Below are 13,253 nucleotides of genomic sequence, written 5' to 3' on the forward strand. Positions count from 1 at the left end.
ATGGCGATACGGCGCGGGCGCGGGTACGCCGCGGTCAACTATCCCACCGGCATGAACCTGGGCGGCGACCCGTCCCAGGCGCTGATCCACGCCACCACGACCGGCACGTTCGTGGTCAGCCTCTCCTCGGTGGACCTCGGTCAAGGCCTCAAGACCGTCGTCGCCCAATGTGCGGCCGAGGTGCTGGGTCTCCCGTACGGGAACATTCTCGTCGACACCGCGGACACCGACACCGGACCGCACTGCATGGGCACCTTCGCCAGCCGCGGCACCCACCGGGTCGGCAACGCGGTCATCATGGCCGCCACCGAGGCGCGCGAGGTGATGCTGGCGGTGGCCGCCGACGAGCTCGAGGTCGACGCCGGCGACCTGGAGACCGACGGCAGCGGCTTCGTGCAGGTCAAGGGCGCCGAGCAGAAGCGGATCCACATCACCGACCTGGCACTCGCCGCGCACTTCAAGCAGGGCCGCACGATCTCCGGCCGGGGCATCTTCCTGAAGGAGAAGAACGATCCGGTGCCGGAGACCGGCGAGATGGACCCGGACTCGTGCCAGGCGCACGCGTGCACGGTCGCGGTGGTCGACGTCGACGACGAGACCGGCGTGGTCGAGGTGGTCACGATGTACAACGCCTACGAGATCGGGCGGGCGCTCAACCCGGCCACTGTCGCCCAGCAGGTCGAGGGCGGGGCGTGGATGGGCATGTCGCACGCCCTGTTCGAGGCGACCGAGCCCTACTATCCGGCGCGGTCACACGGGCCGGCCGACTTCAGCGAATACCTGATGCCGACCGCCGCGGACATCCCCGAGCAGCACAGCGCCATCCTGGAACGCCCGGCCGAGAGCGGTCCGTTCGGCGCCAAGGGCATCGGGGAGATGACCGCCAACGCGCCGATCCCGGCCATCGCGAACGCCATCTACGACGCGTGCGGCGTCCGGCTGACGGCCATGCCCTTCACCCCGGAGCGGGTGCTTCGCGGTCTGGACGCGCTGACCGGTGGATGACGAGGAAAGCCTCGCCGTCGCGTTGAGCGCGGCCGGCTACTTCGCGGACGGCGGCCTGCTCACGGCCGTGCACCTGGCGCTACGGCTGGGCCGGCCGCTGCTGCTCGAAGGCGAACCGGGCGTCGGCAAGACCGAGCTGGCCGCGGTGCTGTCCCGCGTGCTGGACCGGGAGCTGATCCGGTTGCAGTGCTTCGAGGGGCTCGACTCCGGCCAGGCGCTGTACGAATGGGACTATCCGAAGCAGCTGCTGCGGGTCCGCACCGCCGAGGCGCGCGGCGAGGCGATCGGCGACCTGTACGCCGAGGAGTTCCTGCTCCAGCGGCCGCTGCTGCGGGCGGTGCGCTCGGAGCGCGGCGCGGTCCTGCTGATCGACGAGATCGACCGGGCCGACAACGAGTTCGAGGCGTTCCTGCTGGAGTTCCTGAGCGACTTCCAGATCACCGTGCCGGAGCTGGCGACCCTGCGCGCGCGGCGCACCCCGGTCGTGGTGCTCACCTCGAACCGGACCCGGGAGCTGCACGACGCGCTGCGCCGGCGCTGCCTCTACCACTGGATCGCCTTCCCGGACGCACAGCGCGAGCGGGCCATCCTGCACGCCCACGTGCCGGGCCTGGCCGAGGAGGCGGCCGCCGAGCTGGTGCGCGCGGTCGCCGAGATCCGGGCGTTGCCGCTGCTCAAGCGCCCCGGCGTCGCGGAGTCGATCGACTGGGCCCGGGGCGCGGCCGCCCTGGTCGACGGCGGCAGCGCCTGGCCCACGGCACTGCGTCGGGCGCTCGGCCTGCTCATCAAGGACGAGGAGGACACCCGCCTCCTGGACGAGCGCGCGAAGGAGATCTTCCACCATTCCTGAGATCGCGGTCGAACACCTTTGGGGATTCCTGGACGCGCTGCGGCGTGCGGGAGTGCCGGGTGCGCCCGCGAAGCAGGCGGATTTCTTCCGCGCGATCGCCGGGGCGGTCCCGCACGACGTGGCACGGCTTTACTGGTATGCCCGCGTGACGCTGCTGGGCGACGTGGCCGACCTCGCCGCGTTCGACCGCGTCTTCGAGCAATGGTTCGGGCGCGGCCTCGGCGCGGCGCTGGTCGTCCCGCCGCCGGTGCGCGACAGCGAGGTGCGCTCGCCGCGCGACGGCGCCGGGCGGGAACTGCCGGCGAGCGACGCGCGGCCCGGTAGCGGGATCGCGGCGAGCGCGCTGGCGACGGCCGGCCGGCGGGGCTTCGGGCGCACCGATCCGCGGCAGCGGGACCTGATGCGGTTGTTGCGCGACGCCTGGCCCGCGAACCTGCCCACGCTGCCGTCGCGGCGCCGCCGGCCGAGCCGCTCCGGGCGCGAGCTGGACATGCGGCGCACCTGGCAGCGGGCCCGGCGCAACGACGGTGAGATCGCCGAGCTGCGCTGGACGACCCGGCCCCGGCGGACCCGGCGGCTGCTGCTGCTCGTCGACGTGTCCGGATCGTTGAGACAGCACACACCGGAGCTGCTGCGGCTCGCCCATGCGGCTCTGCGAGGCGTACCGGAGCGCACTGAGGTTTTTACGTTTGGGACGCGGCTGACCAGGGTGACCGGCGCGTTGTCCGGTGCCCGCGTGGATCGGGCGCTGCACGCCGTCTCCGGTGCGGTCCACGACGCGGACGGCGGCACCGCGATCGGCGCGGCCATGCGGCGTTTCCTGGACAACCCGCGCTACCTGGCCCTGGCCCGGGGCGCGCTGGTGGTGGTGATCTCGGACGGCCTCGAACGCGGCGACTGCACCGCCATGATCCGGTCGACGGAACGGCTGTCGCGGCTCGCGTACCGGCTGATCTGGTGGTCGCCGCTGGCGTGCTCGCCGACCTATCGGCCGGTCACCCGGGGCATGGCCGGTGTGCTGCGTCATCTCGACCATCTCGGCGGCGTGCGTGACCTGGCGAGCGGGCTCGCCGAGGTCGGCCGCATCCCCTCGGTCGCGGCCGGGCCGCGCCGATCCGCCCACCTGCGACGGGAGTAGCCCATGACGGACATCGACCTTGTGGACGGTCACCACCACCTGTGGCGGGTGGCCGACCTGACGTGGCTGCAAGGCGAGATGGTGCCGCGGATCTTCGGGCCGTACGAGCCGATCCGCCGCGACTACCCGGCCGGCGAGTACATCGCGGAGGCCACCGCGTGCGGGATCACCTCGTCGGTGTACGTGCAGACGAACTGGCCGCTGGACCGGTCGGAGGACGAGGTGCGCTGGCTGCGTGACGTGCACGAGCAGACCGGGTGGCCGAGCGCGGTGATCGGCTGCGCGGACCTCTTCGACCCCGGCGCCGCCGAGGTGATGCGCCGGCAGGCCGCGCTCACGCCGCTCGTGCGCGGCGTCCGGCTGCAGTTGCACTGGCACGAGCGGCCGGAGTTCCGCTTCGCGCCGGCGCCGGACCGGATGAACGACCCGGTGTTCCGCCGCAACATCGCCGGTCTCGCCGACCTCGGCTGGCTGTTCGAGCTGCAGGTCTTTCCGGGTCAAATGGCGGACGCGGCGAAGTTCGTGGCCGCCTTCCCGGACACCACGTTCGTCCTGGTGCACGCGGGCATGCTGGTCGACCCGGCGCGGCCGGAACAGTGGGAGCGGGGGATGGGTCTGCTGGCCGAACAGCCCAACGTGGTGGTGAAGCTGACCGGCCAGGGCACGTTCGTGCATCGCGTCGACGAGGACCTCATCGCGATGGTGACCGCGACCTGCCTGGACCTGTTCGGCTCGGACCGCTGCCTGTGGGGGAGCAACTTCCCGGTCGAGAAGATCTGGACCGACCTGCCCACCCTCGTCGGGGCGTGGCGGCGGGTGCTCGGCAGGTATCCGATCGAGGTGCAACGCGACGTCCTCGCCGGCACGGCCCGCCGCGTCTACTCGCTCGGGCTCATCCCACAAGGATGAGTTGTCGCGTACCGGACGCCGGTGACCATGACGGCACGGAATACGCGAGAGGGGAAGCCACGATGGCCGTAGGCGAACGATTGTGGGTCGGCTGGATCACCTTCGCCGGCACCATGCTGGTGGTGATCGGCATGGTCAACGTCTTCGAGGGCGTCGTGACGCTGATCTGGGACGAGCGCTCGGTGGCGGCCCCGGACCGGTTCGTCCTGGTGGGGCTGACGGCCTGGTCGTGGACCGTGCTGCTGTCCGGCATCCTGCTGATCGCGACCGGTGCCGGCCTGTTCAGCGGCCGGTCGTGGGCACGCATCGTCGCGATCGTGGTGGTCGGACTGCACCTCGTCTCCCAGGTCACCTGGCTCGGGGCGTACCCGGTGTGGTCGTTGCTGATGATCGCCCTGGACACGGTGATCCTGTTCGCGCTGACCGCCCGCTGGTCGGAGGTGCGCGACGAGGTGGTGGCGTTGAGCGGGCCGGCATCCGCCCGGGCGGACAGCGGCAACGAGCGGATCGGCCCGGAGGCGAAGGTCTTCCCGGCGCCCCGGATCGGGTGATCTTGGGGCGGCCTTCGCCGGCCGCCCCAAGCTCATGTCAGCCGTGCTGTGCCGGGGAAACGGTCAGCTTGAGGCTGCTGGTGATTCCGCCGGTGGACACCGAGATCGTCGTGGTGCCCGCGCCCGCGGCGCCCTGGTCGATCGTCACCGACTGGAGCATCGGGATCACGCTGTACTGGACGGTTCCGTCGCCGTTGACGTGGAACAGCGCGAAGTGGAAGAAACCCCCTGGTCGGCGGCCACGTACGGTGGCATGCCGATGTCCGCGATCGTGAACTGCGGGATGCCGGTCTTCGCGTCGGCCGGGTTGCCCTGCGGATCGAGAGGCCGGTGCCGTGGACCAACCGGCAACGACGATGGGCTAGGGCGCCCACGGCGGGGCCACGACCCAGCTCGTGTCGGCCGCCCATGAGGTGGTGGTGTCCCAGGGGTTGGCGCCGCCGTTACCCGCCAGGTAGACGGCGTTGTCGAAGGCGCGGATGAACCGGCCCGCGAAGTTCACCGACTGGTACGACGTGCCCTGACCGCTGTTCCCGGTCTGGGGGCAGAACGTCGCGTCCTGGGCGAACAGGCTGCTGCCGTCGTTGGGTTGCAGGTGGAACTGGAAGTTCGCGTGCCGCAGGTAGCTGCCGGGCCGATTGACCGACTCGAACGATACGCAACTCGGGTTGGCCAGGCCGGCCGCCTGCACCCAGGTCGCGTCCTGCTTGCCGGTCGCCGGGCTGGCGGCCGTGACCGGGGCGGTGACGACCAGGTCGTCGGTGGCGTTGTGCTTGAGGTACGCGCCGGCCAAGCCCAGTGACACCCGCGGACCGGGGGAGAGGGCGAACAGGTTCGACGCACCTGGCGTGGCGTTGGACGTGATGAAGTCGGCGCAGTTGCTGTCGGTGTCGTTGCCGTCGGGGAAGCGGCTCGCGCTCCGGCCCGCCGCCGGGGTGGCCACCGTGCAGCCGGACCCGGTGCCGCCCTGGTAGCCCTCGGCCGCCCACGGGTCGACGAGCAGGCCGTAGTTGAGGCTGTCGGTGACGTGTCCCCGCTGGTCCCGGACGACCATGCTGCCGGCGCCACCGGACAATGCCGGTCCACCGAACCACTGATCCGGGGCCGTCGTCTCCTGGTAGCCCGCTGTCGTTACGGCGCCGTCGCGTACGGGAACGTTGATGTTGTGGTTGTGGGTGAGCGGCTTGTCGAGCACGATCCCGCCGCCCAGTGCCTGCACCGGCTCGTTGCTTGCGTGGGCATAGCGCGTCGCCGGGGTGAAGGTGATGCCGGTGCCGCGATCGCTGAACGGAAGGTTGGACGAGTGGCCCGCCTTCAACGGGCTCGCCAGCGCGAGACCGGTCCCGTTGGCGCCGGACGTGCCGACCGCGGTGACCGTGACGGTCTCGATCTTGCGGTCGATGTCCAGCCGGATCGTGTCGCCGACCGAGATGTTGCTGGTCGAGGTGACCTTGAGGGTGGTCGCCCCCGCGGGCGCCGGGGCCGCCAGCCGGGCCTGCAGACCGGCCTTGCCGACCGCGGTGACGGTCGCTACCTCGAGCTTGTCGCCGTATCCGATCGCCATCTTCTGCCCGACGGTGAACCCGGCGATGCTGGTGACCGGAACGTTCGTCGAGCGGGCCGGAACCGTGAGCGGACCGTCCGGAAGCGGCTGCCACAACGGCGTGTTCGCGGTCGCCGCCGATCCCGCACTGACGATCGTCGCGTGGTGGCCGGCGCCGGACGAATCGGTCGCGGTGCCGCCGCCGGTCTCGTCGAACGCGTAGTGACCCACGTTGCCGGCACCCGGCTGGCCACCGGCGAGGGCGGCGACCTCGGCCGGCGACAGCGCGTGGTCGTAGATGTTGAAGTCGTCCACGGTGCCGTTGAGGAACGGGTCCGGATACTGTGAGCGGCCGATCCAGTTCTGGTTGGTCGCGCCGAGCGCTGACGGGTTCAAGGTCATGTTCGCGCTGGTGGCCACCGGCGTGCCGTTGAGGTAGAGCGTGCCGGTCGTGCCGGACAGCGTCATCGCCACGTGCGACCATGTGTTCAGCGGCAGGTGGCCGCCGCCGGTGAGGTCCTGTTCGGCGCCGTTGCCGTTGGTGGTGGTGCCGAAGCGCAGCCCGGCGCCGCCACCGTTGACGGTCATGAACATGTTCACCGCGGTGCCCCGGCCGAAGTCGAAGACGCGCGCCCAGGTGTCGTCCGAGGCCGGGTTGACCCAGGCCGAGACGGTGTAGTCGGACAGTCCGCCGACGATCCCGGCCGGCAGGTTGACGTACTCGTCGGAGCCGTTGAGCTTGACCGCGTTGCCGAGCCGGCCGGCGACCCGCGGGCCGGACGCTGCGCCGGCGGCGATGTCGGCGATCGTGGCGGTCTCGGCCTTCCCGCCGGTGTCGATGGTGACCTGGTCGCCGACGTTCATGCCGGCGGTGCTGCGGACGTTGAGGGTCCTGGCGCCGGCCGCGGTGGGTGCGGCGAGGGCCGAATTGGACAGCGCCAGCAGGTATTGGTCGTGGGCGGCGATCCGGGTGCCGGCCGGGATCGTCACCGTCGAGAAGACGGCCTGCTGCGTCGGGTGCTCGGTGAGCGTCCAGCCGGACAGGTCGACGCTGCGGTCGCCGGCGTTGTAGAGCTCGACGTAGGAGTCGGTCGCGTTGCCGCCGGTCCCGGCCCGAAACTCGTTGATCTTGATCGGGCTGTCGTTGCGTACCTTCTCGGCCGTGGTCTCTATCCGCTTGCCGCGGGCTTCGGCGCGGCCGGCGATGTCGCCGTTGAAGGCCTTCGCCGACGAGGTGACGGCGAAGGTCGTGCTGACGCTTTGACCCGGTGCGACCGATGAGAACCGCGTCGGCCCGGTGGCCTTGACCTTCCAGCCCGTGGGCGCGGAGAGGCGCAGTTCCACGTTCGCCACGGCCGCGCCGGTGCTGTTCCGGTACGACTCGACGACGCCCTGGGTCTCGCCCGGCGCGAACGTCTGCAGACCAGGCGGGTGTACGCCCGCGGCGGTCGGCGCCAGGCTCAGCTGCCGTACGTCGTACTTGGCGGCGACGATGTTCGCCTGCACCTGCTGGTCGACCGCGTCGCTCGGGTAGCCGGCGGTCATCACGCCCTCGTAGAAGGTGCCCTGCGAGCCGACGCTGTTGTCGCCGCCGTTGCCCAGCACGATCGCGCCCTGCTTGCGCATCGGGTCGTAGCTGGCGTCCACGCGCGGCCCGTCGAACATCGTGGTCAGGGCGCCCTGCTGCGCGTCACCGCCGAGGGAGGCCCAGTGGTGCGGCTCGCCCTTCGCGACGGCGGTCACGAACCGGGACGTGATGCTCGGCAGGTTCGGGCACAGCTTCGAGGTGCTGCCCGGGTTGACGCAGCCCACCAGGTTGTTCTCCTGGTCCGTCATGATCCAGGGCCCGGGCGGGTTGCCGTGATACCAGGCGCTCGCGGTGCCGAAGTAGCTGGTCTCCATCGTCCCGTTGTCATCGTCGCGGCTGTCGATCTCACCGTTGCCGTAGTCGAAGCAGCACCCGCCGTTGTAGTGCTGCCCGTCGACGATCCAGTACATGCCCTCGGGCTCGTCATCGACCGCGACGCCCCGGGTGTCGTTGTCCCGCAGACCCATGCCAGGAGCGATGAATATCCCGTACGCCTTGTGCCCGTCCACGGTGATCGGTGCCATGTCCGCGATCGGGAGGTTGTCGTAGCCGCCCATGGCCGGCCCGCTGAAGCCGCCGCGCGGGGGCTGGGTGAGGTCGTTGTGCATGGGCGACTGGTCGTACAGCTTCGTGACCAGGCAGGTGGTGCCCGCGCAGAACCGGTCCTGTTCCGTGGCGTCGGCGTACCCGCCGCGCTCCAGCACCCCGATGTTCTTCGCGGCGTGGTCGCTGAGCCGGGTGACCTGGTAGAGCGGCCCGCTGTAGGAAGCGTAGAGAGCACGGGTGCTGCTGTGGGCGGCGACGCACGGCGTGCCGCCCGCGGCGTAGATGTCGCAGGGCGCGGCGGCGTTGGGGGAGGTCGCCACGCGTGCGCCCTGCGCCGTGGTTGTCGCCGGCGCGGGCGTCGTCCCTTGTGCCGTGGTTGTCGCTTGCGCCGAAGTGGGCGTCGGTGCCGCGTTGGCTCTCTGGGTGACGGAGGCCGCCTGCGCCACGGTTGTGCCGCCGAACAAGGTAGCGATCAGCGCGACCGCGACCGCGAAAACTGCGGCGAGCGTCCGCGGGCGCGATGTCCAGGGATGTCTCATGTCACCGTCCCTTGTCTCAGCAGGCAGCCAGGTGGCAACTCGCCGGCATCGATGTCTCGAATGGACGAACGATGTCACTGTGAACGTTAACAACCTGCATCGTCAAGAGATCGATGAAAGTTGCTGGTAGGCGGTCGGTGCGGTCGGCAGAGGCCTACGGCGGATCGTCCGCAGGAGGCTTGCCGGACGGTGTCGGGTTGCGGAGGGTGCTGCCGCAGGGTGCCGGTTGCCGAGGGTGCTGCCGGAGGGTGGCGGTTGGCGAAGGTGCCGCCGGAGGGTGCCGGTTGGCGAAGGTGCCGCCGGAGGGTGGCGGTTGGCGAAGGTGCCGCCGGAGGGTGCCGGTAACTGAGGTGCTGCCGGAGGGTGCCAGTTGCCGAAGGTGCTGCCCGCGGGCGGGCGTGCGGAGGTCGCCCTCTGTCCTCGCCGATCACGCCCGACCCTGCGAACGCCCAGTCGAGCAGAGGGGGTCCGCGCGGAGGGGTCGACGCGGAGGGTCAACGAGCCCGACGACGAGGAGATCGCCGCGCTGGCCGAGACCGCCGCGGAGAACGCGGGCGCGGCGGGGGAGGAGGGGGCGTCAGCGGGACGGTCAGCTCGCCGGCGCCCACTGCGGATCGCGGCCGAGGTAGCGGAGCAACGCTGCGGCGGCGCCTTCGTCGTCGCGCGGGTCCAGTGCGGGGGCGTAGGCGCCGTATTGGCGCAGCGGCTCGACGATGATCCTGGCGACGGGCAGGAGTTGCGCGGCGAGGTCATCGTCGAGTGGGGACGGCTGGCCGGTCGCGGCCGCGATATCCCACGCGTGGACGCCGGCGTCGAGGGCGGCGGCGCCGGCCGCGGTGGCGGCGGGCAGGGCGTCGTGCGGCGGCAGCGGAGTTGGTGTGATGCTGCTTTCGCTGAGTGTGGCGAAGGCGGCGGCCGTCGCGGTGAGGTGCGGCTCGACCAGTTCGGTCGGGGTGCCGGCCAGGATGCCGGACGGGCTGAACGGGTTTTCGCTCGGTCCATCCTGCCCGGTGATCGCTGAGGCGAAGGCGAGTTGGTCGCCCGCCGAGTGCTGGAGGACCTGCGCGACGTTCCACTCGGAGCAGGGCGTCGCCCGGCCTAAGTCAGCCGCGGTCAACGCGCCGGCGGTGTCGCGCAATGCCGTGTGCGCGCGGTCCAGGATCGTCCAGGTGGAGGTCGCCATCGTCGCTTCTCCTTGTAAGCTGCTCCGGAACGGAACGGATTGTTCCGCTGCGAATGACGGTAGCGGAACGTTCCGTTCCGCACAAGTGCTAGGCTGATGGCAGCAGCGAGACACGGATGGGACGGGGAGCGGCCATGACAGAGCAGGACGCGCGGGACGCTCTCAGCGGCCGGCAAGTGGAGGCCGGTCACGACGGCGGGCGAGAAGCAGACGCCCTTGATGGCGGCCCGGCGCAGGTCGCCTTCCATGGTGGGCGCGCGGAGTCTGCCCCAGGCGGCCGCCGGGCAGAGGACGCATTCCACGGCCAGCGACCACCCGTTGCCTTCCATGGCCGGCAGGCGGAGCCTGTCTTGGGCGGCGGCCGGGCAGAGGACACATTTCACGGCGAACGGCCACCAGCCGCCTTCCACGGTCAGCGAGCACCAGCCGCCCTCGACGGGCGGCGGGCGCAGGCCGCGCGGAACGACGGGACGATCCTTGCCGCCGCTCGGGCGGTCTTCATTGCGGAGCCGGATGCACCCGTTGGCGCCGTCGCGCGGGTGGCCGGAGTGGGGATCAGTGCGCTTTACCGGCGCTACCCCAGCAAGGAAGCGCTACTGGCGACGCTCTGTCTCGACGGGTTGCGGCAGTTTGTCGGGATTGCGCAGGCGGCGGCTGACGTGAGTGACCCGTGGGAGGGATTCGTCGAGTTCATGCGTGGCGTCGTCGATGCCGACGTCCACTCGCTCACCGTCCAGCTCGCCGGGCGGTTCTCGCCGACGCCGGAGCACCGGGCTCTGGCTGCGGAGGCTGGTTCGCTGGGGGAGGGGATTCTGCGCCGGGCTCAGCAGGCCGGTGCCGTCCGTGGCGACATCGTGAGCAACGACCTGCCGATGATCTATGAGCAACTGGCCGCGATCCGGCTGGGCGACGCCGGGCACATCCGCGAACTGCGCCGGCGCTACCTGGACATACACCTTGCCGGCCTGCGTTCGGCCGCGAGCTCGTACGGCCCGCTGACTGGAAACGCCCCCACCCCATCCGAACTCGGCGCGCGCTGGACCCGCACCACCTGAGACCGCCGCACCCCAAGTCCGTCCACACAGGCGGGTGAGCCCGCCTGACGCGGACGCGCTGTGACCCCGCCAGTCTCAGTGGGGTGGCGCCCACCCGGAGGCACCTCGAGCCCGCCGGCCTAGCTTGTGTGCGCCCACCCGGGGGCACCTCGAGCCCGCCGGCCTAGCTTGAGTGCGCCCACCCGGAGGCACCTCGAGCCCGCCGGCCCAGCTTGAGTGCGCCCGCCTGACGCGGAGTACCCCCGAGGCCGTCAGCTGAGCGAGAGACGCCCACCTGAGGGGCTTGCGCTGGGACCTCCGACCACCGACCAGAAGGCGTCTTGTACCAGCTGAGTTGCCGCCGGCTCGGACGCGAGCCGGCGGCGGGTGTGTCCGGTCGGGCGCAGCCGTCCTGGGGGGCGAGGGCCGGGCTCGTCCTGTGCCCGGTCAGGCGCAGACGTCCTGTGTGCAGGGGCCGGGCTCCTCCTTGTACTTCGTGCGGGTGAAGTGGTCGCCGGTCCACGTATACGCTTGTGTGATCTTCAGGTCGGGGCAGCAGCGCGCTGCCTTCTTGCTCAGTGCGTTGGAGACCACGGTCACCGTACGGCCGCTGGTGGTGATCTGGACGTCGCCCTGCAGATACGCGTCGCGGCCGATGACCAGCAACGTTTTCGGCGTGGCCGAAGGGTGTCTGCCGTCGAAGACGGCGATGTTGTTGGCGTTGGCCGCGGTCGTCGTGAAGCAGGAAGCTGCCTGGATGAGGTCGGCGACCCCGTCGCCGGTCAGGTCCGCCATCTTGTGGCCGCGGGACTCCGCCCTGCCATGCGCCTCGGGCTGGTCGGGGCAATTCATCACCTTGAACATGACCTTGCCGAGGTCGACGTCATCCCAGCCGACCGAGGCCCTTGGCCCGGTGGTGCCGCCGCCCGCGGTCCTGGGCGACGACGCGGGCGAAGCCGGGCCGGTGTGCGCGGGCGAAGCCGGGCCGGTGGGTGATGCCGAGGCGGCCGGGCCGGAAGCCGCGGGCGGCGCCGGGACGGCCACGATCGGAGCTGCCGGCGCAGCCGGGCCCGAATCCGGGCCCGTGGACGACGTCGGGCCGGCGCACGCGGCCACCGCCCCGATCAGCACGATCGCCGCGGCTAAAACGGTGGGTCCTCGATGACGCATTCTTACTCCCCGTGATCTCGTGTGTGCGTCCAGTCTCGACGGACGGGCGCAGCCGCGAATCCCGGAAGTGTGCCAACGACGCGAGCGGTCCCGAACGGTCTACATGGCAGGGAAACGCGTGCGGGCCACGGGCCGGCCGCCTTGAATAGGGCAAAATGGAGCTCCGAAGGTGGGAAATGAACCGGTCACGTGTCACCACGCCTGCGCTCGTCGTGCTGGCAACACTCGTGCTGATGTCGTCGGGGATGCTCGGCGGGCGCCCGGCGTACGCCTCGGCGAATGGCGCGACGGATTCGCCGCCGGCCGGGCAGCCGCGGGAGAGCGTCTCGGTCACCGGATGGGGTGAGGTGTTCGGCGAGCCCGACACACTGACCGCCGAGTTCGCGGCGGAGACCACGGCGGTCACGGTCGAGGAAGCCGTGGATCGCGCCACCGCGGCCGCCACCCGGATGCGTGACTCGCTCATCCGCGCCGGGGTGGCACGAGCCGACCTCCAGACGTCGAACGTCACCATCGGCTCGAACATGAACGAGAACCGGAAAATCACCGGCTACACCGTGAGTCAAGGGCTTACCGCGACGATTCGGGACCTGCCGCGGGCCGGGGCGCTGCTGTCCGCCACGATCGCGGCGGGTGGTGACGCGGCGCGGCTGAACGGTGCGTCGTTCGCGATCGAGGACGATGCCGCACTGCTGACCGAGGCGCGCAAGAAAGCGTTCGCCGACGCCCGCGGAAAGGCCGAGCTGTACGCCGGTGCGGCCGGCCGCCCGCTCGGCCGGGTCGTGCGGATAAGCGAGACCGACCCGGGCTTCGCGGGAGCGGGTGGCATGGCCGCGGCGGACGCTCGGTTTCCGATCGAGCCGGGCCGGCAGCGGCTGTCCGCCAGCGTCACTGTGGAATGGGCCCTGGGCTCCTGAAACGGGGCGGCCGGCGAAGAAACTCGGGCGGTGAAGACGGGCGGCCGGGCGCTCACGGCTTCCGAGGAGAAGGTGGTGGCGTTCGGCCGGCGCAACGGCCGCACCGGTCCATGATGTGGGACCTGCGTCCGTTGTGCGGGACTGGCGACCACATGGTGGCGAGGGGTCCACAATGTGGGATCCGTGTCCACCATGGAGGGACTTTTCCTCACCTCATGCGGCTTTTGTTCGCCCGGTTTCGGCGTTGTTTCGTGGACCTTGGATACTTATGGCTCGCATA

The 13,253-nt window shown here is 70.9% G+C and carries 11 protein-coding genes; 7 read left to right on the forward strand and 4 right to left on the reverse strand.

Annotation, left to right across the window (positions count from 1 at the left end; translation table 11 throughout):
- The 5 genes from HH310_RS45445 to HH310_RS21785 all read left to right on the forward strand — a co-directional run bounded on the left by HH310_RS45445 (position 1) and on the right by HH310_RS21785 (position 4,453).
- A complete protein-coding gene (locus HH310_RS45445; protein ID WP_169177441.1) occupies positions 1-1,005 on the forward strand; it encodes a xanthine dehydrogenase family protein molybdopterin-binding subunit in 1,005 nt (334 codons plus the stop codon).
- A complete protein-coding gene (locus tag HH310_RS21770) occupies positions 998-1,855 on the forward strand; it encodes a MoxR family ATPase (RefSeq protein WP_169177442.1) in 858 nt (285 codons plus the stop codon). Before HH310_RS45445 ends, HH310_RS21770 begins: the two co-directional genes overlap by 8 nt.
- Before the next feature lie 52 nt (positions 1,856-1,907).
- Positions 1,908-2,993 carry a VWA domain-containing protein gene (locus HH310_RS43995; protein ID WP_169177443.1) on the forward strand — a complete coding sequence of 362 codons (1,086 nt, stop codon included), beginning with the start codon at positions 1,908-1,910 and terminating at the stop codon, positions 2,991-2,993.
- A 3-nt stretch (positions 2,994-2,996) separates the two neighbouring features.
- Positions 2,997-3,902, forward strand: a complete 906-nt coding sequence (locus HH310_RS21780; RefSeq protein WP_169177444.1) for an amidohydrolase — start codon at positions 2,997-2,999, stop codon at positions 3,900-3,902.
- A 62-nt stretch (positions 3,903-3,964) separates the two neighbouring features.
- Entirely contained in the window at positions 3,965-4,453 is a 489-nt protein-coding gene (locus HH310_RS21785) for a hypothetical protein (protein ID WP_169177445.1), read from the forward strand.
- Between the two features lie 37 nt (positions 4,454-4,490).
- Here HH310_RS21785 and HH310_RS44880 read toward each other — a convergent pair whose 3' ends face one another.
- From HH310_RS44880 to HH310_RS21795, 3 genes are all read right to left on the reverse strand, one after another.
- The gene (locus tag HH310_RS44880) at positions 4,491-4,613 is read right to left on the reverse strand and encodes a hypothetical protein (RefSeq protein WP_282438501.1); all 123 of its coding nucleotides are present in this window, start codon (positions 4,611-4,613) and stop codon (positions 4,491-4,493) included.
- Positions 4,614-4,814: 201 nt separating this feature from the next.
- Entirely contained in the window at positions 4,815-8,669 is a 3,855-nt protein-coding gene (locus HH310_RS21790; RefSeq protein ID WP_169177446.1) for an arabinofuranosidase catalytic domain-containing protein, read from the reverse strand.
- Positions 8,670-9,258: 589 nt separating this feature from the next.
- Positions 9,259-9,852 carry a TIGR03086 family metal-binding protein gene (locus tag HH310_RS21795; RefSeq protein ID WP_169177447.1) on the reverse strand — a complete coding sequence of 198 codons (594 nt, stop codon included), beginning with the start codon at positions 9,850-9,852 and terminating at the stop codon, positions 9,259-9,261.
- A gap of 134 nt (positions 9,853-9,986) precedes the next feature.
- Here HH310_RS21795 and HH310_RS21800 point away from each other — a divergent pair, with 134 nt between their 5' ends.
- Positions 9,987-10,907 (forward strand): TetR/AcrR family transcriptional regulator, encoded by a 921-nt coding sequence (locus tag HH310_RS21800; RefSeq protein WP_169177448.1) that lies wholly within the window; start codon positions 9,987-9,989, stop codon positions 10,905-10,907.
- Positions 10,908-11,333: 426 nt separating this feature from the next.
- Here HH310_RS21800 and HH310_RS21805 read toward each other — a convergent pair whose 3' ends face one another.
- On the reverse strand, positions 11,334-12,056 hold the full coding sequence (locus tag HH310_RS21805; RefSeq protein ID WP_169177449.1) for a hypothetical protein: 723 nt from the start codon (positions 12,054-12,056) through the stop codon (positions 11,334-11,336).
- 176 nt (positions 12,057-12,232) lie between these two features.
- Here HH310_RS21805 and HH310_RS21810 point away from each other — a divergent pair, with 176 nt between their 5' ends.
- Positions 12,233-12,973 (forward strand): SIMPL domain-containing protein, encoded by a 741-nt coding sequence (locus HH310_RS21810; RefSeq protein WP_169177450.1) that lies wholly within the window; start codon positions 12,233-12,235, stop codon positions 12,971-12,973.
- The last annotated feature ends 280 nt before the right edge of the window (positions 12,974-13,253 follow it).

Source organism: Actinoplanes sp. TBRC 11911 (genome assembly GCF_012933445.1).
Classification (GTDB): Bacteria; Actinomycetota; Actinomycetes; order Mycobacteriales; family Micromonosporaceae; genus Actinoplanes.